This is a genomic window from Ktedonobacter sp. SOSP1-85, assembly GCF_016587415.1.
Taxonomy (GTDB): Bacteria; Chloroflexota; Ktedonobacteria; order Ktedonobacterales; family Ktedonobacteraceae; genus Ktedonobacter.
This window is the reverse complement of record NZ_BNJI01000002.1, coordinates 374,035-395,548: the sequence shown is the minus strand read 5'-3', so window position 1 is coordinate 395,548 and position 21,514 is coordinate 374,035. Positions and strand designations below refer to the sequence as shown.

Here is a 21,514-nt window from a genome sequence, read left to right as displayed (position 1 = left end):
GTGATATGAAACAACAACAGGCGAAACGTTTCTCCCTGGCATTAGATAAAATTATCCTGTTTCTAGTGATGCTCTACCTTATTATTCCGCTTGGGGCGACCCTGGTTTTTGGCCTTAACGATGGTTCCCGTTTCAACCTCGGTGTCCTGACGCAGGTATTCAGTGATGGCGATTTTGCGAAAACGCTGCTCCTTTCGCTGGGATTAGCCATTGCATCGACGCTTATCGCGGTTATATTGATTACGCCTACTGTTTACTGGATGCAGCTCCGCCTACCCCAGGCCCGTCCCCTGCTGGAGTTTCTCTCCCTCCTGCCTTTTGCGGTGCCTCCAATCGTTCTTTCGCTGGGCTACCTGGAAGTTTTTGGCGATTCCCATACCTGGATTGACGTGCTTTCACTCGGGCTGGTTCCTATGCTGAGTAATGAGCCATTCACTATCGCTAATACGCCACAGCTATTGATCTTCGCCTACGTGGTGATTGCTCTCCCCTTTATCTATCGTCCTATCGATAACAGTCTGCGCGCGCTCAATACACGGGTGCTCTCTGAAGCGGCCTCAAACCTGGGATGTGGCTGGTGGCGCACCTTTCTCACTATCATCTTGCCAAATATCTGGCCGGGTGTCATCAGCGCAGCCTTGCTGACCTTTTCGACCGCTATGGGTGAGTTCACTATCGCCGTGCTCTCGGGCATCTATACCTTCCCTGTGTATCTGAATCAGATTGGACAGGGCAACGCTCACCAGGCTGCCTTACTCACCATTATGAGCTTTCTCATCACGCTGCTCTGTGTCCTCGGCATCCTTGTACTGGTGCGCAGCAGGGCTCAAGGCAAAGGACAGACCGTTGAAATTGGCGGGGGGAGATAAACGAGGATTGTGTCTTTTGGATTTATGGATTTGCAGATAAGGAATAAGATATGGCTTTTCTCGAACTACTAGATATATCCAAGCACTTTGGACATACCGCTGCTGTCGATAACATCGACCTGTCGATTAAGCAGGGCGAGTTCTTGACCCTGCTTGGGCCGAGTGGTTGTGGTAAAACCACGCTCCTGCGTATGATCGCGGGCTTTGAAACGCCTACAACTGGTAGCATCTTGCTTGATGGCGAAGATATCACCAACCGCCCGGCCAATAAACGCCTGATGGGAATGGTCTTTCAATCCTATGCTCTCTTCCCGCATATGAGCGCTCAGGATAATATCGGTTTTGGCATGACTATTAAACGCCAGCCTAAGCATGTTATCCAGAAACGCGCAGCCGAATTACTTGAACTCGTTGGACTGGCCGAGATGGGGCAGCGCTACCCTCATCAACTCTCGGGTGGGCAGCAACAACGTATCGCACTCGCGCGTGCCCTGGCCGTCGAGCCAAAAGTCTTGTTGCTTGATGAGCCGCTCTCGGCGCTTGACGCCAAGGTCAGAATCTCGCTGCGTAACGAGATCCGTCGTATTCAGCAAGAGCTGAAGATAACGGCTATTTATGTCACTCATGACCAGGAAGAGGCCCTCTCGCTCTCCGACCGCATTGCGGTGATGGCAAAAGGCAAAATTGAACAATTGGATGCTCCCGAAAACATCTATAATCAGCCACAGACAGCCTTTGCCGCAACCTTTGTCGGCAACAGTAACCAGTTCAACGGGATCATCGAGTCGGCGGCCAAGGGTCTATGCCAGGTTGGCACACGGACCTTGAAGGTCTCTTCCCTCTCTCAATTCCGCGATGGCGAGAGCGTATTGATCATGGTTCGCCCTGAAGATATTGCTATCCAGGTTGATGAGGACACTCACGATGGCCTGAACGTTCTGGCGGGAAGAATTGACCTCCGTACCTTTCTAGGGCCGTTTACGCGCCTGCATGTAAGCATCGATGAAACCACAACGCTCCTGGTTGATATTCCCACGCGCCAGGCTGCAAGCTATACACCAGGCAGCCAGGTGCGCCTTGTCTTCCCTCCCCAGGCCTGCAAAGTCTTAGCCCTCGATGCCAAAGATGCAGAGTTAGTGCATCTCGCGGCCGCAGAGGCCGTTTAGGGTTCGTGGGAGGACGACGCTACTAAAGTACGCCTCTACATATCATGGCGTGATATGCTGATTCCGCTGGCAAATTTTGTCTGGACAAGTTCTGAGCGTGGAAAGATATCCAGAGGCTTTAGAGACCGGTAGGGACGCGGTTTACCGCGTCCCTACCACTAATTCGGGCCTTCACCTTGCGCGCGATGACATCCGTGAAGTGCTCGCATGCAAAATAACTCGTTTCCAGCTTACTGTCTCTGGTGGTCCATAATCCAGTTCGTATCCCAGGTCTGACCACCATCAAAGGAGAAGGCTTGCTGCCAGCGAGCACTCTTCTCGGTGATCTGGTCCCAGATAAAGCGAATATGTACTGGCTTTCCATCAAGCGGAGATTCAATGACTTGATAAAAAAGCCCCACGCCGTGCTCGAAATGTCCCAATAGCGGTCTGAAATCTGGTGAATTGCGATTATCGAGCCAGACAATCGACCATTGCTGTGTCTCCTGATCGAAGGCGCGAATGGTCATTCCTTGCACAAGTTCTCCATTGGGCAGGGTTGCCTCATACTGCTCGACCCGCACTCGGCCATCAAGCTGTTTGGCACTTGTGGAAAAAGCTGGAAACTCTTCCCATACGCCTTCTTTCTCAGGTGCGAAGGGATTTGTCCGCCGCAGGTTGCGAATATTCCAGGAGCCAAGAAGAAAATCGAAATCGGTCACTCCAGACATAAGTGTTGTTCCTCCAACGAATGATGTTATGGCCCCAGTATATATGCTTATGCGGCGAGAATTGACCCTAATTAAGAGATGTTGTAGGGTCCATGCTGGCATGGACTACGAACGAAGCGATCTCTCCAGCGGCAGGGCATTCCCCATTCGGGGACGCAGCGGCCTACGGGCCGAAGAGTCCATGCCAGCATGGACCCTACAACTTTGCAATTGCTCTACTTAGCGGGGGGTCAAGACCGCGCTGAAGGTCTGCCACATGCCGAGGAACATGGCGCGTGACATGCTGTGGAAATTGGTGGGGGCGGAATCGGCGATATAGACGTTCTGGGCATCGCCGCCGCGCACCACGAAGATATGCCCATAGGGATAGTATGTTGGGTGGCGCACGCTCACAATCACAGGCTTGCCGCTGTTGGCGGTATCGATGACCTGCTGGAGCGTCATGGTGTGGCCCCAGCTCGTGTTGAAGCCGAAGTAGTTGGCTGTCATGGAGATGCCCTCTTCACGTAAGAGGCCCTGATCGACGCTCCAGACGCCCAGGTTAAGCTCCTCTTGCAGCACATCGGAGGCGATCAGGTGGCGTCCATAGGCATCCATGACCATCACCATAGCGAAGCCCGAGCAGGAGGAATAGACCCACGTCTGGCGCTCATAGAGCGTGGAGTACTGGCTGGAATCAGCGGAGTCGAGGCGTACCAGGCGCGCGCTCGCGTCGAGAAATACCGGATCGTTAGTACCTGGATTGCCCGGGTTGGTCTTCGCGGGCTGCTCCAGGACATGCCCAGAGGGCGAATAGCTTATGCTATTGCTGTACTGTCCATCCAGGGTACCCTGCGAAAACTTCGCGAGCGTCCCACCCGCCAGGCCTACCTGGAGAAAGAGGGTTAAGCCAAAGAGCACGAGCACTCCTACAGAGACCAGCGAGCGCCTATGCGTCGACCAGGGAGAGCGCGTCGCGACTGATGGCAGCGAGGCCGTTGGACTCTCGATAGAGACGATCTGGCCCTCGTTGAGGTGCAAAATAGCGGTCACATGTCGGTCGAGCGGATGGGCTGGGAGGCGATTCTGCGTGGCAAGTATCTGCCTGTTATGCCTATGCTCTCGCCAGGCGCTTACCCCCACAACGGCGGTGATAAGCAACATCAACATGGCCAGAAAAGACGTCATCGTAGCTGCCGACATAAATATCCCTCTAAATATCCCTATATATCTGGCGCCGCACGCCCCGGCGTTTCCTCTCGCCGGAGATGACGCCGCGCTTAGCATTTCTCCAGTATGTATCGTTATCTATCAATAAGTATATGCGATAATGCCGGACATACACCAGTTTCTCCCCAAAAACGGCCATATGCCCCAGGGGAAAACCAAGAATGTTAACCACCATACCTCCCAAATTGGAGAATGGCCCGACTATTGCGTCCGCATAACTAGTAGTAGCCGCGTACGCCGGACGCAGCCTCAGTAGCCGCGTACGCAAGTAGCGAGCTTAAATCCAAATGCCAGGGACATGTTATTCTCACCTGGCAAGGCTTTGGCAGCGGCTGGCAGGCGACATCGAGCGATTCTACCTGCAATTCGCCAACCGCCCACTCTCAATCTCGGCGGGCGGTTGGCCTATAACGCGAACCGGCGTTGGGAGCTGGTTCACGTTATAGGATGGCTGATTCACACTGAGCGATAAAGCGGTGTGCTGTAAACGTGACGCCTATGAATTGGAGGGGCGGCTCTGCTCTTGATACCAGCGAATGGTTGCTCGAAGTGCCTCTTCCCAGGGCGTCGCATGTAAGCCGAAGGCCTGCTCAATGGCGCTGCTTTCGACAATCTGGGGCTCGGTATATTGATAGAACAACTCGGTATACTCATGTGCAAAGGTTTCGTCGAAGATACCAGCAGCCCTGGCTTGTTCTATGGTTGGCACATTAAAGATCTGGGGAATTTGCCCAAGCTCCTGGCCAATGATCTGGAGTACCTGGCGTGTCGTAATGGTTGGAGCCACGGGTAAGAGCCATTCACGTCCCAGCGCATCATCCTGCTCTCCAAGAGTGGCCAGGCCTTTGGAGATATCGGGCATATAGCTGTAGCTGTGAGGCAGATCGATGTTGCCAAGCGTCAAAACTGGCTGACCGGAGAGCGCTGCCGGAAAGACATACTGGCCTAAAGATGAATTGAGGACGCGTGGTCCATAGAAGTCAGCCGCTCGCCCGATAGTCACACGAGCCTTGCCCACACGATGGGCTTGCAAATATCCCCAGGCCAGTTGTGCTCGCATACGCCCTTTGCGTGAAGTGGCTGTATGGGCCATGGCCTCTGTCATTGGCTTCCCGTGTGTCTCGCCATAAAGGTACAGCGTATCGATCACCACTAATTTTGCTCCAGTAGCGGCTGCGCTCTCGATCATGTTTTCTTGTAGGCGGGGAAGCACCTCTGGCCACTGCTCATAGGGGGCGTGAGTGGCATTATAGATGACGGCCGCTCCTTGACTGAGTTCCTGCGCATTTGCGAGCTGGGACGCATCGCCTGCCATCAATTCAGCACCTGCGGGAATCTGCCCCTTCCCGCTGCGGTTGACGAGGCGCACGCGTTTCCCCCGAGTGAGCAATTCCTCAGCCAGTGAGAGACCAACCGGGCCGATTCCAAAGATGACATGAAGTTCGTTCTGCGTATTCACTGAATTTTACCTTTTTTGTTTACTATGTAAAAAAAACTAACAATGTTCGATGGATTGAAAGACTATGCTTTCATGGCGTGCGTTTTTCGTGTCTGCATCTGTATTTGTAAATGTCTCCCTACCAGCACCTGAATGGTATCTTCAAGCGTGCTTGCTGGTCCAAACTCCTGACATAAGGTTTGAACCAGGCTCGTAACAGAGGCCAGTGTAGCGGAGCATGCGCATCGCGGCAGAAGCATCTGTAATACTTGTAGTTCCTGAATGTGGTTTTCCAACTGCTCAAGAGAGATGGTTGGCATCGCAGTGATCCCTTTCGATTCGACAGGCTTCCCTGCTGGCTCGTCCCTCAATATGTCTAACTATGGATAAAAATTTAACAAAGTTAGATGCAGAGAAAACAACTAGTGGACCGACTTAGAGATGCTCCAAGCGGCCAGGAGACTTTGGAGCGTTTGTTGCGCCAGGCGCTCGGCTCGCAAGACCTCTTCCTGGGAGCGATCAATGATGTACAGGCTGACCAATCCATGCAGAAGTGCCCAGAGAATCTCTACGGTCTCATCAGGATTGGCTAGTGTGACTCCATTGCTCTGTGTCCAGGCTGTTAACGCCTCTAAGGTAATCCGGCATACCTCCCTGGCGGCAAGCATGCGTTCTTGTGCCTCTAAGGGAACGCCTCCCAGGCCATTCATCACCTGGTATAACTCTGGATATGCGCGGGCAAACTGACAATAGGCGTTTCCAATGCTGAGTAGCCGCTGCTCGCTATCCTCGGTTGCGTGAGAGGTATGCTGCATCGTTGTAGCCAGGTCGCGGTATCCCTCGCGTAAGAGTTCCAGCAGCAGGTCATCTTTACTGGCAAAGTACTCATAGACCATCGGAGGACTGTATTCGATCTGCTCCGCTATCTTGCGAATCGTGACCGCCGACCATCCTTCCGTACGGGCCAGCTGGCGGGCCGCCTCAAGGATGCCCTGGCGCATCGCCTGCTTTTCCCGTTCTCGTCGTTGTTTCAAACTCATTATCTAACCTCGTTTGAAAATTTAACGTTGTTAGAAAACAGCATACTCCTGAAAAAACCAAAAGTCAAGCCTTTTTGCTATGGGATGGTTTGTTTTTCTCGACGCCATCTCGCTATGGCAAAAAGACCGTAATGCCCAGGACTTCAAGGCGTCGTGTCAACTGTTCATTGAATATACACTCTGCCTGCGAAAAGAGAGGAGCCGCGAAATAACCAGCTTGCAGGCTGAGACGAGCGCATCAAGGGCCTCCTAGAACGCTGTTGATGACATACAAGTGCTCCTGAAATATTTCGTGGAAATGATGCAAGGTTCCTTCCCTCTGCATGAGTATACAACCAGTTTATCACCAGCGCGGGAGCTTGAGCAGCCATTGAGCGCCGAATGGAGCGATTATCTGGCTTTTCTCTCAACTTGTTCTCGGCTTGTTGCGCATCGCGTGGGTTTTATGAGGATCGTGAGTAACACAAAGTGGCATTACATGCACAAATGTGTATATATTATATGTATATAGGTTTCTCAAGGAGTAACGATAGTATGCAACCAGCAAAACCTTCACCACAAACAAATCTCCGTTGCGGCCTCGTGGCCATACTTATCTGTTTCTGTCTTACCGCGGCTCTGATCGGGCTGGCCGCTCTCCTGGATGCGCATGAAAAAGCTGCTGATTATCAACCAATTCCGACAGTCACAGCAACTGATCCAAACCCCAATGCTCCCGTTACCTGCAACAATAGCCCAATGTCTCCCACTGACCAGTGTGACCATCTGCTCAGCGGAGCCAAAGTCGGCACTTATTCTTATGATGAACAGAAAGTCTACCAGAAACAGCAGCGTATAGAAAACGCTCAAAATGCCATTAATCGAAAGAACGAGGATCTTGCTCAGCAGCAGGGCCAAAAATATAAAAACAGCTTTGCTGGCAATTTCGCTGCCATACTCTCGTTTATTGGTGGTATCATTGGGCTTGTAGGATTAGTTCTCATCGCACTCACCATCAAAGAAGCCGTTGCCGCTGTACAGCGTAAGAGAAGGCGGTAAAAGCTGAGAAATCTCAGGACATAGCCAGATCTCCATGACGCTGGGCGTGTATTCTCATATATTACCAGCAATGCAAGAGAACGTTACAAAGGGTAAATGTTGTGGTACAGCAAATCGTACCTCTTCTGAGTTACTCTTCAATGTAGAATAAAATACCACTCTCCGCAAAACTTTGAACCGCATCCAGGAGAGTGGGCGCGCTTGCTTTGGCCTTGACCCGCATGGGAGGCACTCGTTACCACGTTAGGAACAAGAGGAAGAGCATGCAAGACAAAATACACCTCCGCCAAAAGTTCGATTTGACACTTATTGTTTCTGCAGAAGAGTAAGCAGTTCTGCCCTTGTAGCCAGAGCCTTCACGTTTTCCAGGTCCAGTTGGAGCAGATCATCCAGGGTCTCCAGCGCCTCGTGATATCGTTTCATCCCTTTGAGCAGAAGAGCTTTCTGATAGGAAGCATCAACTATGAGTTGTTTCTGGTTGGGAAGCAGAGATGTTGCAAGTGTCGCGTCTAATGCCTTTAACGCTTCTTGTTGCTGATGGAGATGGAGCAGGACGTAGGCACAACGAGAATGAGCAGAAGCATCCCACGGCTTTTCTTTCACGGCCTGGCGAAAAGCCCCAAGCGCATCCGCGTAGCGATGCGCTTGGGGCTTTTTCTCTCCCAGCGTCATCAGTTCCTCGAAAGAAAGGCTCTGTGTCTTCTGATGAGAAGTAGGAGGAACCGAAGTACGTCTCTGCCGTTTTGAGGAAACAAGCACATACCCGCACCCTGCTGCCAGCAGTCCCCCCAGAACGAGGGATACTATCCCGATCGCTTGCTGCCCTCTTTGCTGGCCACTATAATTGCTTGTTACAATAGAACCATTACTACTCATGGACACACAGGTATCCCCTGAACTCATCGTCTGCCCACCACAGCCTACATTCGGCGAAAGCAAGAGATAGAGACCTCCCACAAGCATCACTAGCCCCATAATTATCCCAAAGATCATCGCGGTCGTCTCTTTCATCCGTATCCGCATTGTACGCTCCTTGAGAAAATTTCGTGAACGAGTGCATGTGCTCCAGAAAACGAGAACAAGTGTGCAAGAAGAAGCGTTCCTGCTGACGAGATCGGCCCCTCTTAGGTGTTCTCGGTAGCAACGCCTTTCGCTTCTTTTTCCGAAGTATCTTCAATTATACACATCTTCCGTTGAAAAGACTAGTCTTTGTCTTCGCAAGGGGGTCACCAGCCGTTTTCGGAGGTCAGCCTGCCCTTTATCGTCTTTGTTTGCCCTGAGAAAAGGACATTTCCAAGCTCATTGAGTGATGAGCTACATCTCGTTGCGCATCCCGTGGGATATGCTATGATAATTTACCTGGATAACGTGGAGGTCGAACGAGCAGAGAAGGCAGGCTCATAGGTTCTCGCTTTCCAATAGATCGCGTAACGCAACCAGTTCAGGGTCGCTCTTTGCGCGCTCTTTGAGACGAGGAGCGAGTGTCAACGCTTCCTGTAAGAGCGCGGCAGCTTTCTCCAACTGGTTCTGTTGCGCGTAGAAGCAGGCCAGATTATAGAGGAAACTCCCTTTCACCCATTCTGGCACTTCAGCCTCAATGATTCTGCTGACGCACTTCTCACGGATCTCAATTGCCCGTGGGAGATCGTGACGGTCGGAATAGTACTGCGCGAGATGCTCCTGGTCGTGCTCGTAGCAACCGCCCAGGAAGACTGTATACAATGGCCTTTCCCCGGAAATCGAGGGGAAGCGACCCGGGGCTGTCAAATCTTCTTCGCTGAGTTGCTCAATTAACGTGATGAGTTCGGTGTGGACTCGTTCAGATTCGGTGTGTATCTCTGAGAAGGGGCGAAGTTTGTGCTCCTCAAAATTCCTCGCGTTGAGCTGGTCCTCGTCTTCTTCGCTCTCCGGGATCTCCTGATGCTGCTGGATGGCAGTCAACCTGCGTACAAAGTCCCGATGCCAGAAGGTCCTATGAGCCACGTGATCTTTGGCAGACCAGAGTTCCGGCGTCCCAATGGCAGTCCGTTCGGTCTCGCTTAGTGCAAGATTACGAAACCATTTCGGAAAGAGTTAAATGTGGTTCATACGAGCACCCATAGTAAGCGCAGACCCGGCTGGCTAATTGATGGGCCGAAAGCAAGCCATCAAGTTCGACCACATTGCGCTTGCCATGGACCCACTTTGGTTCAATCGGATTGAGCCAGGGGCTTTTGGTGGGCAGTTGAAAAGGCAAAATCCGAACGCCTTGATGGGATTGCTTAACGGTGAGGTTGTGTTCCCGGATCCAGGTACGTACCATCTTGCTCACATGCCAGGAGGCATTGTCCCAAATGAGGAGCCAATGCCGTTTGCCTTGTGCTGCCAAGTGCTGGCAACACCAATCCAGAAACTGAATGGTGATATCGCTGACTGGGCGTCCCGTGACAAAACGGAGCCACATCTCCTCTCGTAGAGGATCATCATGGCTCCCTTGTTGCCAGAGGACGCCATAACAAGCCAGTGCTTTGGGGTCAGGATCATCCTTTAGCCAGGATTGCTCAACCAGACGGACGGGGTGCTCTGCGTCTTGCCAGGCGTGGAGGCGAGGAAGAGCAAAGCGACTCCACCAGACCTCGTCAAGGAAGCCAATGGCCCAGTCGGACTGAAGGCTCGCGTAGGCAATCAACCGTTGCCGAGCGTTTTTTTTACTTGGTATTGTGGGTCGGGACTAGTAATCCAGTGCTTGGCGCGTTTCCAACTGGTTCCCAAGCGTTTGAGCGCACGGCACACGCTCGTGACGCTGGTCGCAGTCGGAATGATTCCTTGTTCGAAGCTGATCTTGGCAACCAGAGGCAAGCTCCACAGGCTGCGGTTGAGCCCAAAGTCGCGAGGGCTGCGGTGCAAGAGGTCTTGCAACGCCTCTAACGCGTCGTCGGGAATGCTTGTGCGAAGGTGATGTGGGCGGCAGGACTCGCGCTTGAGCACGGCGAGTCCGCGCTCGTTGAAGCCTTTGATGACATTGCGAACGGTCTGGTCGTCGCAACCCAGTTGCTTGGCTATGGCTCTGGCATGTTCGTGACGAGCACTTGCCAAGAGAATCTGGCAGCGACGCAACACAAAGGCTGAGGAGGAACGTAATCTTGCCTGGATCTCGTTTTGTTCGTTTTCGGTGAGTGGCCGGATGAAGATGGGTGCTTTCATACCTATTCATATCGGTTCACTTTCCTACTTTCTTTCGTTCTACTGCATTAGCTCCTGCAAAAAAGCTTCTTTATCGCGATGCCCCTGCTGCAAGAGGTCGAGGACGATGGTCTTAAAAGGCTGTACAGTCATGGAAGTACCCTTTCATAGTTCGCAACGACAAATTTTCTAGTGAGAGTATCTCACGAAAAGCGGTCAAATTTGGCCCGCATTTGTGTGTACTTCCATAGCGAGGGGTGCGCTACTGGCGTACGCGGCTACTTTGGAGAGTAGCCGCGTACGCCAGTAGCGGGTTCGCATTACTCGCGCAGCGTGGTCAGGCGGCGGATGTCGGGAAAGGCGCCCGCGACGACGAGCACGACTAACAGGGTGCCAATGCCACCGGCCACGACCGCGGCTACGGGGCCCAGCAGTTGGGCCGTGAGTCCCGATTCAAAGCCTCCTAGCTGGTTGGAGGTGCCAATGAAGAGCGAGTTGACCGCGCTCACCCTGCCGCGCATCTCGTCTGGAGTGCGCACCAGCGCGAGGGTCGAGCGGATCACGACGCTGATGTTATCAAAGGCGCCAATGAAGATCAGTGCCAGGAATGAGAGCCAGAACCAGTGCGAGAGGCCAAAGACAATCGTTGCCAGGCCAAAGCCGGCTACCCCCAGCAACAGCACCGGGCCAGCCCTCTTGAAGGGAGGACGGCGTGCCAGGAAGAGCGCCATCGCGATGCCCCCAATAGAGTCTGCGGCCTGGAGCCATCCCAGTCCTACAGGTCCGACATGCAGGATGCCCGTCGCGTAGATAGGCAGGAGCGCGACGGACCCGCCAAACAGGACCGCGAAGAGGTCGAGCGTAATCGCCGCTAGCATGACCTTGGTCTGTCCAAGGAAGCGCACACCACTCACGAGTGAGCTGAGCTTGCGCCCCTCTCCCAGGGCTTTCTTTTGTGGCTGAACATGGATAAAGATAAGCAAGATAGCAAAGGTCAGGAAGAAACCGCTGCTCAGGAGATAGACGGGAGTCGCGCCCTGAAAGAAGCCGATCAGAAAGCCGCCCGCCGCAGGTCCGATCACGGCTGATAACTGCGAGATGCTGCTGCGCCACGTCATGGCGTTCTCATAGGCCGTCTCTGGAATGACCTGCGAGACCAGCGCCGAGTTGGCTGGCTGACTGAAGCTCTGCGCTCCACCTATCGCTGCCAGGCAGCAATAGATTAGCACCAGGGGACCATGCAGATAGGAGAGAAGCGCCAGGCTTAGAGCGGCCAGCACGTTAACAAACTGTGCCACAAGCACAATGTATTTGCGATTGACGCGGTCGGCGATATAGCCAGCGGGTAGGAAGAGGAGAATAAGCGGAATCACCTGGGCCAGCCCGACTCCTCCAAGCACAAGCGCGGACTTCGTCTGGATATATAATTCCCAACCAATGGCGACCGCCAGCATCTGTTGCCCAAAACCCGCCAGGCCCACGCCAGTAAAAAGCAGGCGAAAGTCGAGGAACTGTAAGGCACTGGTGGAAGTATTTGGTGTCTCTACAGGAGGTGAAATATCTCTGGCTTGATCCTCTGATAATGCCGTTTCATCAGCGATAGGTTCCATGTGTTTTCCTTGATCTAGAAATTGTCTCCCGCGATAACCCACTTAAAAATGCATGCCGTATGGCAAAATTTAAGGCTTTAGAGGCGTTGGGATAGTGGAAGGGAACAAAAAAGCGCCAACCTTCACATCCTACAGCCCTCTATGTTATCGCAGGCTGTGCCGATGTGCGTTGGTTGACGTTAAACGCTTACGTTTATTCGGTTTTATGAATATAGTGTAGCTTCTATAGCCCCTTTCTGTCAAGAAATCTTGTTTCGCTGAGGGTTTTTCTTTTACATCGAGACCAATCTACAGGCGAGAGGATGAAGAGGGGAATTCGCGGGTTGTATAATAAAGAGCGCCGGGAGAGTGAGTTGAGTAGTTTATGCGGATTTGCCCGCACATAAGAATGCCAATGATGAACAGAAAAGGATATATATGCGACAGAGAACGATACAGCAGACAAGCAAAATGACCGATGAGGATTGGAAATATCCCCAGCAGTCTTACAGAAAGAACGGTTGGTTACAGGTAGACGATAACCCTCCCCTGAAATCTCCGCATAAGATTTATTACGAGGAATATGGCAATCCTGACGGGGGACCCGTTATGTTTCTTCATGGAGGGCCGGGCGGCACGTGTACCCCTAATTTCTCCCGTTTTTTGATCCCGAACGTTACCGTATCATTCTCTTTGATCAGCGCGGGTGTGGCAAAAGTGTGCCTAACGTAGCAAAGGATGGCGCACAGGCGGGGCTGGCGAATAATGAAACGCCGTATCTGGTGGACGATATTGCCAAGCTGCGTGACCATCTGGAGATTAAAAGCAAAATGCATGTATTTGGCGGCAGTTGGGGAAGTATTTTGGCCCAAGCTTATGCAATCAAATACCCGAAAACCGTGCAAACTCTAATTTTGCGGGGTATCTGGCAGGCTACCAAGCAGGATCTGGATTACATGTATCAGGGCAATGCGGAAACGTATCATAAAGGCCCCTATAACGTGACAGCGCCCGGCTCTTATCTATTCTACCCTGAAGAGTGGAAAGAGTACGTTGAAATTATTCCCCAGAATAGACGCAAGGATATGGTAAAGGCCTATAAAGAAATTTTTGATATGGTTCCGAAGACTCCCGAGCAGCAGGAAACAAAAAGGAAAGCGCTGGTGGCGTGGTCGAAGTGGGAAGAGGTAATAAGCAATATAGTTCCTAATACTAAAAATGTCGGTAAATACGACAGGGATGAATTCGCCACCAGTTTTGCCCAGATTGAAAACCATTATTTTACGAATAATATGTTCATGGAAAATAATTATTTGATTAATAATGTGGAAAGAATTAAAGATATTCCTATATATATTGTACACGGCCGTTTTGATCAGGTATGTCCTATGTACCAGGCGGATATTCTGGTGGCTGCGCTCAGGGATGTAGGGACGGAACCGGCGAGTTATGTAAGAACTACGGCGGGACACAGTGCTTTGGAGTTGGAAAATGCCGTGGTATTGACCAATATCATGGATAACCTTCCCAAAATGGATCACAGTAAATCGCCGGGGACGAAAGTAACCGGAGCGGATGCCACGCAATCCTATTAAAGGTGCATGTGTAGCCTCTCTGTGTCTTCTCTCGATGCGCTCATCCATAAGAAGATCAAGCCTGCCTTCAGCACTTGGGAGGTTGTGTTAGATTTCCTGTTCAGGCCAGAGTTGGCGAAGAATCTGGTCAACTGTTTCGTCGGGTGTTTGCTCAGATGTATCAATCCAGTGGCCAATGCCCTCCATTGTTGTCCTCAGAACCTGATCGAGATAGAGCGCCCACGCTTCGCCAAGGGGCCGCTTGGCACGACTCTTGTCGCGAATCTGCGCAACCACCTCGACGCGCGGAGCGAGGACAATCAAGGAGTAAGAGGTTCCTTGTAAATACATCTGCACCTCGGGCCAATCTTCACCAGTGATAATATCGTCGAGTACCACGGTGAAGCCTGCCTCCGAGAACGATTTTCCAAGGAGACACATATGTTTGAGGCGCAGCCGATACTGTCGAGCTTCTTCTCCTGTGAGCGGGCCCGGTTCTCGGGCTCCCTGGCTTCCTGAGACAATCATGTGCTGCAAAATATCGGCTTCGACATGGACGCCTCGTACAAAACGCTGGGCAAGTAAGTGTGAGATGGTTGATTTCCCGGCAGCCTGGATGCCAGTGACGACGATGATCCTCTTCTGTGTGGGAATCAGAGCGCGAGTCGTCCCGCCGACGACATCTCTCTGGGAGAGCCCTGGTTGATGGTGGGGCTGGATTGTTGATTCCATGTTTCTCTCTGCATTTTCGTTCGTCTTTAGCCAAGAGACGCGCAAAAATGGGTGATCTCATGTTGATGAGTATACCACATTCCCGATCATCTCTCTTGAGTCTGCCAGGTAGTGCTCTGGTAGGCCCGCGCCAACTGCGATCATAAGCTTCAAGGCCCGTCCATCCCCTTTGGCGTCATTGGCGTTTTTTCCCCCATGGCATCCAGTGTGGCTTCAACGGCACAACGGTAGTGATACAATTTCTTGCAGCATTTGAGCGGCTTCTTCGACAACGGCTTCCCATAATCTCTTGCCCAGCTCAGCACTCGCGTACGTCGGATCGCCGATCACACCGGTAGAGGAATAACGAGCAAAATCCAGGTTTGGATCATTCCAGTCAACCTCTGTGGAATGGGGATTGGTGATCCACTCTTGTCGAACTGTTTCCGGTCGGAGATAGAGCGAAATCGATGTGGTAAAGCTATCCGCGTGCCCGACAGGAATCATGGGGTCAGCTAATCGGCACCAGATCTCATGAAAGGGATGAGGTGGTAAGAATGCTTGCGCCTTGCCCTGGTACATCTGATTGAAGCGCTCAACGACCCCGTTTAGAGCATGACCGCCACAGCCTCGCCAGATGACCATTCTCTTAAACCCCTGTGTCACCAACGAGGTCAAGGTCGCTTCGATCAATGCATCATGCAAGCTGACGGGGACATCAATAAATCCACTGCCAAAGTTGCGATGTTCCGGCGTTGGCCCAAAGGGCATCGCCGGTAACACGACAGCCTGGACTGCAGCATCTTGCGCCGCTTTTTCAGCGGCTGCAACCATGAGCGTTTCAGCAAACCAGGTATCAAAGTCGACCGGAAGGTGAGGGCCTTGCTGCTCGGTACAACCAGTAGGAATGATCGCTAACCAGCCCTGTTGAGCACGTTTGCCAATCTCCTGGTAGGTCAAATCACCGAAGCGCTTGCTCTTTTCCTCTATTGGGGGCATATTTTCTTCCTCTCAGATTTCTCATTGCTTCTGAAGAGAGAATATCTCTAATCCATTATGGATATGGTATCACCCCTTCTAACCAACGATCAAATTAGGGCCGCCACCAGTCAGTGTCTGCACGATATCGAAGACGTTCAGGCTGCCCAGGATCGCCAGGAACAGGATCACCAGACAGACCTACGCCGCGTAATATCGGGACGGAGAACTGTCGCCGCCATCGCAGGCGACGTCACCCACGTCATTTGGAGGCTTCTATCTGTCTACAATATGTCTAGTAGATGCTATTGGATGCTAGATAAGGATTCGTTACAATACAGACAGAATCGGCTCTTTCAGGCTCTTATCGTTGCTTACGTTTGATCGTAAACATTCACGGTAACGCTTACGATCTCTCCTGCTGTGTTAGAGCAGGGGGAATGAAAGTCCCGCACGCGGGACTCTTGGTAAACAAGCTCCTCATAAGCATTCTCTCTCTGTCTGAGAGAATGCCAGTATTTATGAAGAGAAAGAGAGTTCGTTATGACAAGGATGTCGGGTAGTTTGAGTTTGCCCTATGGGAGGGTAAAATGGATGATCGGGGTGGGGATGTGCTGCATACTGATGCTGTCCATCCTGGTTGTAAGCCCGTTGAGTCACGCGGCTGCCGCGACCAGTGCCCAGGTCACGATTAACGCTAGCCAACCTCTAGGTGTTCTTCCCAACACAAGCGAAGGGATCAATACCGCCGTCTGGAATGGGAATATGCTTGACAGCGCGGCGACCACCGCGCTTGGAAACGCGCATGTCAATGTCGTGCGCTATCCTGGCGGCTCGACCTCAGATGTCTATCATTGGCAATCGAATACGACAGTGTCAGGCCAGAGCTATGCCAACCCCAGCAATACCTTTGATGCCTTCATGGGCGTCGTCCAGAACATCGGCGCGCAGCCGATCATTACAGTCAATTATGGCTCGGGCACGCCGCAAGAGGCCGCTGGCTGGGTACAGTACGCGAACAAAGGCGGCTCTGGCTATAGCGGTCCGGTACCGACCTACACGGGAGGCAGTAGCACTGGCCATACCTATGGCATCAAGTATTGGGAGATTGGCAATGAGCTGTACGGCAATGGCAGCTATACCGCCAACTGGGAATACGATACTCACTCTAAGAAAGGCGCCACCGCCTACGCTCAGAATGCCGTGCAGATGATCCAGGCCATGAAAGCCGTGGACCCGACGATCAAGGTCGGCGTGGTGCTGACTACCCCTGGTGATTGGCCCGATGGCAGTGTCGATACGACCGATGGCGATACGATGGATTGGAACCATACCGTGCTCTCCATTGCCGGTCCCTACATGGACTTCGGGGTTATTCACTGGTACACGGATTATGCCTCGGGTGGCAACTACACCGATGCCGGGTTACTGGGTAGCCCTGCCGAAATCGCCGGGAAGGTCGCCACGCTGCGCTCCCTCTATACGCAATATCTGGGGTCGAGGGCAAGCCAGACTGGCATCGCCGTGACCGAAATGAACTCCAATGGCGGTGGCTATGCTCCTGGTAAGCAAACGGTCAGCCTGGTCAATGGCTTATTCCTGGCCGATGCGTATATGACCTGGCTAGAAAACGGTGTCTTCAATGTCGACTGGTGGGCTGAGCATAATGGCATCTCGACCAGTGGGGACAATAGTTCCAGCCTGTACGGTACGGCCAATTATGGCGATATGGGTGTGTTGTCTAATGGCAGCTCATCGGGAGGCGTCAGCGAGCCACCGGCGGACACACCATTCCCGCCATATTACGGCCTGGAAATGCTCGGTCACGTGTTCAGCCCGGGGGATACGCAGGTCTCGTCCTCGTCCAATCAGAGCCTGGTGGCTGTCCACGCGGTCAAACAGGCCAATGGGAATCTCGCCGTGCTGCTGATCAACAAGGATCCCAACACGACCTATAACGTTTCGCTCTCGCTTAACGGCTACAGCGCGGGCGCGAACGCGACGCTCTACACCTATGGCGAGAATAGCAGTGCCATCACCTCGACGCAGGGATCATCCTCAAGCGTGAGCATAGCGCCTTACTCGCTCACGACCGTGGTTTTACAACCTGGCACAGGAGGGACACCTACACCTACGCCTACAACGCCCACTCCTACCCCAACGAATACACCCACGCCTACCCCGACGAATACACCCACCCCAACTCCACCGCCATCTGGCACGTGCAAGGTGGTGTACACAGTAACCAATCAGTGGCCTGGCGGCTTTGGGGCAAATATCGCGATCACCAATACCGGGAGCACAGCAATTAACGGCTGGACGCTGAAATTCACCTTCCCTAATGGGCAGACGGTCACCCAGGTATGGAACGGCACCTTCTCGCAGCAGGGCAGTAATGTGACGATCACCAACCTGTCCTATAATGGCTCGATTGCTCCGGGTGCTACGCTGAGCTCCCCTCCGGGCTTCAATGGCTCGTGGAGTGGTAGCAACCAGGCTCCGACCTCGTTTACCCTCAACGGAGCGACGTGTAGTACTTCCTGAGTGGAGGGGATTTCTTCCATCTCACCTCTGGCATCTGAGGTGATTCACATGGGGTAAGGGGTTGTGGTGCTGGATACCGCAGGTATCCAGCACCACAACCCTCAAGAGCTATGTTTTTCATAATCAGATTTCGAGTTCTAAGCCATTGAAAATCATCGGGAAGCAGAGCATCATCATTGCCGAGTGGCTTCTCAAACAGGATGTGATAGAAACGTTCGTCTTGTCTGCAGTTTCTCTTCTATGATATACTCATCCTTGTTGGGATGTTGGGAAGAACCTATTTGTGGAACAAGGACGTATGCCAAAAACACCTGCAGCGACTCTCACCTGGTCCCCTGAGAGCAACGCCTATAACCTCCATATCTCTGACCAACGACCGATGTGGATTGAGTTGGGAACCGAGGGGCCGTGGTTTGCCTGGTTAACAACCCATACTTCATTCTCTTTCCAGGGACAACACGGGCATCTTAACGTCTATAAAGAGCAGCGAGCACGAGGCGCAGGCTACTGGTATGCCTACCATACAGCCGCTGGCCAGACCCACAAGCGCTATCTCGGACGAAGTGCCACTGTGACGCTTACCCGTCTAGAGGAGGTAGCCCGAGTCTTTCGGGAGTCGCCACCTGGCGAATTGCAGACTGCCCATATTGGCAGAGAGGCCACTTCCACCACGACACAGCAAGGCAGCGAACCCGGTGAGCTGAGAACGACGATCGTGATGACCAGGCTCTCTCCCCCACATTTGCCTGCCACGCTGGTCGTACGAGAAAGGTTGCTCGCGGCGTTGGATACCGCCCTCACTCGTCCGCTCACCCTCCTTTCCGCTTCCGCTGGATGGGGCAAGACCACCTTGCTTGCGAGCTGGGCACACAGGCATCCCCAGTCGGTGGCCTGGTTCCCTCTGGAAGAGATGGACAATGATCCGACGCGCTTCTGGACCTTGCTGATTGAGGCTCTGCGCAGATGCTGGCCTGGGGTCGGGGAACGCGCGCTCACGCTGCTACAGGCGTCTGCTCCTCTCGCGACCAGTTTGGCAGCCTTGCTCAATGAACTGGCTGGCCAGCACGCGGAGACCTCGCCCATCCTGCTGATCCTGGATGATTATCACGTCATCAATGAATCAACGATTCACTCCTCGCTGACTTTCTGGCTGGAGCATCTGCCACCGCATGTGCATCTGCTGCTGGCCAGTCGCACTGATCCAGAGCTTCCTCTCGCCCGCCTCCGGGTGCGCGGGCACCTGGGAGAGGTCCGCAATAGCGAGTTGCGCTTTACGCAGGAAGAAACGCAGGATTTTCTCACTCAGCGCATGGGGCTCGCCCTCTCGGAGACGGATGTCGCGCTGCTACAAGCTCGCACCGAAGGGTGGATTGCCAGCTTGCAACTGGCGGCCCTCGTGCTGCAGAAACACGCCGACCCGTCCGCTTATGTGCAAATACTGCGAGGCAACCAACGCTTCTTGCTCGATTACCTGCGCGAAGAGGTCCTCGCAAGCCTGCCTGAAGCGTTGCAAGACTTCTTGTTGCAGACCAGCGGGCTCGACCGTTTAAGTGCCTTGCTCTGCGATGCTCTGACAGGCAGAGAGGATAGTGATCACCTGCTTGAACAGGTGGAACGGGCCAATCTCTTTCTCCAACCCCTCGACGAGAGTCGGCAGTGGTATCGCTATCACGCCCTGTGGGCGCAGGCGATGCAGCACGAAGCTCGCCTGCGCCTGGGAGCAGCCGCAGTGCGTGAACTTCACCGCAAAGCGAGCCAGTGGTATGAGCAGCAGCGGTTGCTGCCGGAAGCGATTGAAGCAGCTCTCAGGGGCGAGCATTTTTCCCGTGCAACGGCGTTGATTGGGCGTTTTGTGGCTCCTAATAGCTTTCGCAATGAGTATCACCTGGTCTGCTCCTGGCTTAGACGCATACCGGATGAGGTGCTGCAAGCCCAACCGGAACTCTGTTTCCAGGCAGCAGATGCTTTGATGATTACGACCGATCGGCGTTCATCTGATACCTGGACACGTTCCGAGCAGCTCCTCCAGTGGGCAGAGCAGGGCTTTGAAGCCAGAGAACAGTGGGAACGGCGAGGGGATGCTCTGCAACTTCACGCGGTCCTGGCCTTTTTTCAAGAAGACCTGATGCATCTGTTTGCGTTGACCCACCAGGCTCAACCACTCCTTACCGAGCGTAGTCTCATGTATTCTAATAATCTTTTGACCAGGGGTTATGAAGCCTTACTCGCGGGTGAGGTGCAGGTGGCCTGGCAGTATCTTCTCAAGGGGTACGAGCAGATAAAAAACCTCGGCGATTATGCCGGCGCCTTCGGGGCAGCCCTCTTCCTGGGTGAGGTGTGCCTGGAAAAAGGCGAGCTGCGCAGGGCCTCGCACTACTTCCATCAAGCACTGGGCCACATCGATGAAGATCAAAGTCTTGGTCAGCAGCAATTTCTCCTGGAAACAGGGGGCACCGAGCCGTTCTTCGTCTCCTGGGCCTACCATTGTCTTGCTCGGCTCGCGTATGAACACAATGAAGTAGCAGACGCTCAACGTTATCTGTTGCAAGCACTGGCGTTGAGAGCAAAGCCGGAGGACGAAATCCACGTTCATGCTTCGGGGGGGCTCATCCAGGCTCGCCTCCTCCATGCTTGTGGAAAAACCTCCCAGGCTCAGGAATTGCTCTTGAAATGGGAGAGGCATGCCCGCTTTCCCTGGTCTTTGTGTTCGATACGTGTCTTGTTGGCACGGCTTCGTCTGGCACAGGGAGATCTTCACACGGTTGAACAATGGGCTCAGGCAAAGGAGCATGTATGGAGTTCCCAAACGCCTGAGCAAGGTTTGTCACACTTGAAAAAGCAGGAGGAAGCGCTGCTTCTCGCACGTTTGCACATAGCGCAACAGAGAGGGGAAACCGCATTGAAGGAATTAGCTCCCTGGAAAGAGAAGGCCCAGGCTCAGGGACGCAAGCGGAGCGTGCTGGAAGTGCAGATTCTAGAGGCCCTGGCCCACGCTACTTGCCAGGAGCACAGCCAGGCCAGATCTTCTCTTCTCCAGGCATTGAGGCTAGCTCACCCTGAAAACTACCAACGCGTCTTTCTGGACGAAGGCTCGGCAATGGAGGCGTTGTTGAAAACGCTGTTGCCGGAACTGCGCGAGACTGCGCTAATCTCCTACACGCGGATCCTTCTGCGCGCATTTGCCCAGGAATCAGGTGCTCAGCCAACCCGGGAGGCGCAGCCTCGCGGGGAGAATTCACTGCTCCTGGACCCGCTCAGCGAGCAAGAGCAGCGGGTTCTCCGCCTGCTGGCCGCCGGGCGCTCCAATCCAGAGATAGCAAACACCCTGGTGCTTTCGCTCAATACCGTAAAAACTCACGTCCAAAGCCTCTACCGCAAGCTAGATGTTCACAGTCGTGTTGAAGCCAGCGAGGCGGCACGGCGCTTCTCCTTGCTCTAATCTTTCCTCCTCCCCTCACCCGCTCACAACCACCCCATCGGGCGATC

17 protein-coding genes and 1 pseudogene are annotated in these 21,514 nt (G+C 53.3%); 6 read left to right on the top strand and 12 right to left on the bottom strand.

Annotation, left to right across the window (positions count from 1 at the left end; genetic code table 11):
* The first annotated feature begins 5 nt into the window (after nucleotides 1-5).
* Both KTE_RS29925 and KTE_RS29920 read left to right on the top strand, forming a co-directional pair.
* Nucleotides 6-869: an ABC transporter permease gene (locus KTE_RS29925; protein ID WP_201387919.1), complete on the top strand. Its 864-nt coding sequence runs from the start codon at nucleotides 6-8 to the stop codon at nucleotides 867-869.
* A gap of 50 nt (nucleotides 870-919) precedes the next feature.
* Nucleotides 920-2,035: an ABC transporter ATP-binding protein gene (locus KTE_RS29920; protein ID WP_201387917.1), complete on the top strand. Its 1,116-nt coding sequence runs from the start codon at nucleotides 920-922 to the stop codon at nucleotides 2,033-2,035.
* A gap of 230 nt (nucleotides 2,036-2,265) precedes the next feature.
* On the opposite strand, the gene KTE_RS29915 is transcribed toward KTE_RS29920, so the two are convergent.
* The 5 genes from KTE_RS29915 to KTE_RS29895 all read right to left on the bottom strand — a co-directional run bounded on the left by KTE_RS29915 (nucleotide 2,266) and on the right by KTE_RS29895 (nucleotide 6,432).
* The gene (locus KTE_RS29915) at nucleotides 2,266-2,745 is read right to left on the bottom strand and encodes a DUF1579 domain-containing protein (protein WP_201387915.1); all 480 of its coding nucleotides are present in this window, start codon (nucleotides 2,743-2,745) and stop codon (nucleotides 2,266-2,268) included.
* A 219-nt stretch (nucleotides 2,746-2,964) separates the two neighbouring features.
* Nucleotides 2,965-3,927 carry a C39 family peptidase gene (locus tag KTE_RS29910; protein WP_201387912.1) on the bottom strand — a complete coding sequence of 321 codons (963 nt, stop codon included), beginning with the start codon at nucleotides 3,925-3,927 and terminating at the stop codon, nucleotides 2,965-2,967.
* Between the two features lie 523 nt (nucleotides 3,928-4,450).
* Nucleotides 4,451-5,413 (bottom strand): NAD-dependent epimerase/dehydratase family protein, encoded by a 963-nt coding sequence (locus KTE_RS29905; protein ID WP_201387910.1) that lies wholly within the window; start codon nucleotides 5,411-5,413, stop codon nucleotides 4,451-4,453.
* A gap of 62 nt (nucleotides 5,414-5,475) precedes the next feature.
* Entirely contained in the window at nucleotides 5,476-5,712 is a 237-nt protein-coding gene (locus KTE_RS29900) for a hypothetical protein (protein ID WP_201387908.1), read from the bottom strand.
* Between the two features lie 102 nt (nucleotides 5,713-5,814).
* A complete protein-coding gene (locus tag KTE_RS29895) occupies nucleotides 5,815-6,432 on the bottom strand; it encodes a TetR/AcrR family transcriptional regulator (protein ID WP_201387906.1) in 618 nt (205 codons plus the stop codon).
* A 534-nt stretch (nucleotides 6,433-6,966) separates the two neighbouring features.
* Here KTE_RS29895 and KTE_RS29890 point away from each other — a divergent pair.
* Complete coding sequence (locus tag KTE_RS29890) at nucleotides 6,967-7,470, top strand: hypothetical protein (protein WP_201387904.1); 504 nt, start codon at nucleotides 6,967-6,969, stop codon at nucleotides 7,468-7,470.
* 306 nt (nucleotides 7,471-7,776) lie between these two features.
* Here the strand turns inward: KTE_RS29890 and KTE_RS29885 are convergent, their stop codons facing one another.
* From KTE_RS29885 to KTE_RS29865, 5 genes and pseudogenes are all read right to left on the bottom strand, one after another.
* Nucleotides 7,777-8,493 (bottom strand): tetratricopeptide repeat protein, encoded by a 717-nt coding sequence (locus tag KTE_RS29885; protein ID WP_201387902.1) that lies wholly within the window; start codon nucleotides 8,491-8,493, stop codon nucleotides 7,777-7,779.
* Between the two features lie 375 nt (nucleotides 8,494-8,868).
* A pseudogene (locus KTE_RS49870) lies at nucleotides 8,869-9,501 on the bottom strand (DinB family protein); the annotation flags it as partial.
* Between the two features lie 19 nt (nucleotides 9,502-9,520).
* Nucleotides 9,521-10,135, bottom strand: coding sequence for a transposase (locus tag KTE_RS29875; protein ID WP_201386915.1), 615 nt, complete (start codon nucleotides 10,133-10,135; stop codon nucleotides 9,521-9,523).
* Nucleotides 10,135-10,653: a helix-turn-helix domain-containing protein gene (locus KTE_RS29870; protein WP_201377570.1), complete on the bottom strand. Its 519-nt coding sequence runs from the start codon at nucleotides 10,651-10,653 to the stop codon at nucleotides 10,135-10,137. The genes KTE_RS29875 and KTE_RS29870 overlap by 1 nt, the downstream gene beginning before the upstream one ends.
* 299 nt (nucleotides 10,654-10,952) lie before the next feature.
* A complete protein-coding gene (locus KTE_RS29865) occupies nucleotides 10,953-12,242 on the bottom strand; it encodes an MFS transporter (RefSeq protein ID WP_201387897.1) in 1,290 nt (429 codons plus the stop codon).
* A 662-nt stretch (nucleotides 12,243-12,904) separates the two neighbouring features.
* On the opposite strand from KTE_RS29865, the gene KTE_RS29860 reads away from it, so the two are divergent.
* Nucleotides 12,905-13,816, top strand: a complete 912-nt coding sequence (locus KTE_RS29860; protein WP_201391023.1) for an alpha/beta fold hydrolase — start codon at nucleotides 12,905-12,907, stop codon at nucleotides 13,814-13,816.
* Nucleotides 13,817-13,903: 87 nt separating this feature from the next.
* Here the strand turns inward: KTE_RS29860 and KTE_RS29855 are convergent, their stop codons facing one another.
* Both KTE_RS29855 and KTE_RS29850 read right to left on the bottom strand, forming a co-directional pair.
* The gene (locus KTE_RS29855; protein ID WP_201387895.1) at nucleotides 13,904-14,527 is read right to left on the bottom strand and encodes a hypothetical protein; all 624 of its coding nucleotides are present in this window, start codon (nucleotides 14,525-14,527) and stop codon (nucleotides 13,904-13,906) included.
* Nucleotides 14,528-14,740: 213 nt separating this feature from the next.
* Nucleotides 14,741-15,505, bottom strand: coding sequence for a creatininase family protein (locus tag KTE_RS29850; protein WP_201387893.1), 765 nt, complete (start codon nucleotides 15,503-15,505; stop codon nucleotides 14,741-14,743).
* Between the two features lie 522 nt (nucleotides 15,506-16,027).
* Between KTE_RS29850 and KTE_RS29845 the strand changes: the two genes are divergently transcribed.
* Both KTE_RS29845 and KTE_RS29840 read left to right on the top strand, forming a co-directional pair.
* Nucleotides 16,028-18,028: a cellulose binding domain-containing protein gene (locus KTE_RS29845; protein WP_201387891.1), complete on the top strand. Its 2,001-nt coding sequence runs from the start codon at nucleotides 16,028-16,030 to the stop codon at nucleotides 18,026-18,028.
* Between the two features lie 298 nt (nucleotides 18,029-18,326).
* On the top strand, nucleotides 18,327-21,467 hold the full coding sequence (locus KTE_RS29840) for a LuxR C-terminal-related transcriptional regulator (RefSeq protein WP_201387889.1): 3,141 nt from the start codon (nucleotides 18,327-18,329) through the stop codon (nucleotides 21,465-21,467).
* Nucleotides 21,468-21,514: the final 47 nt, after the last annotated feature.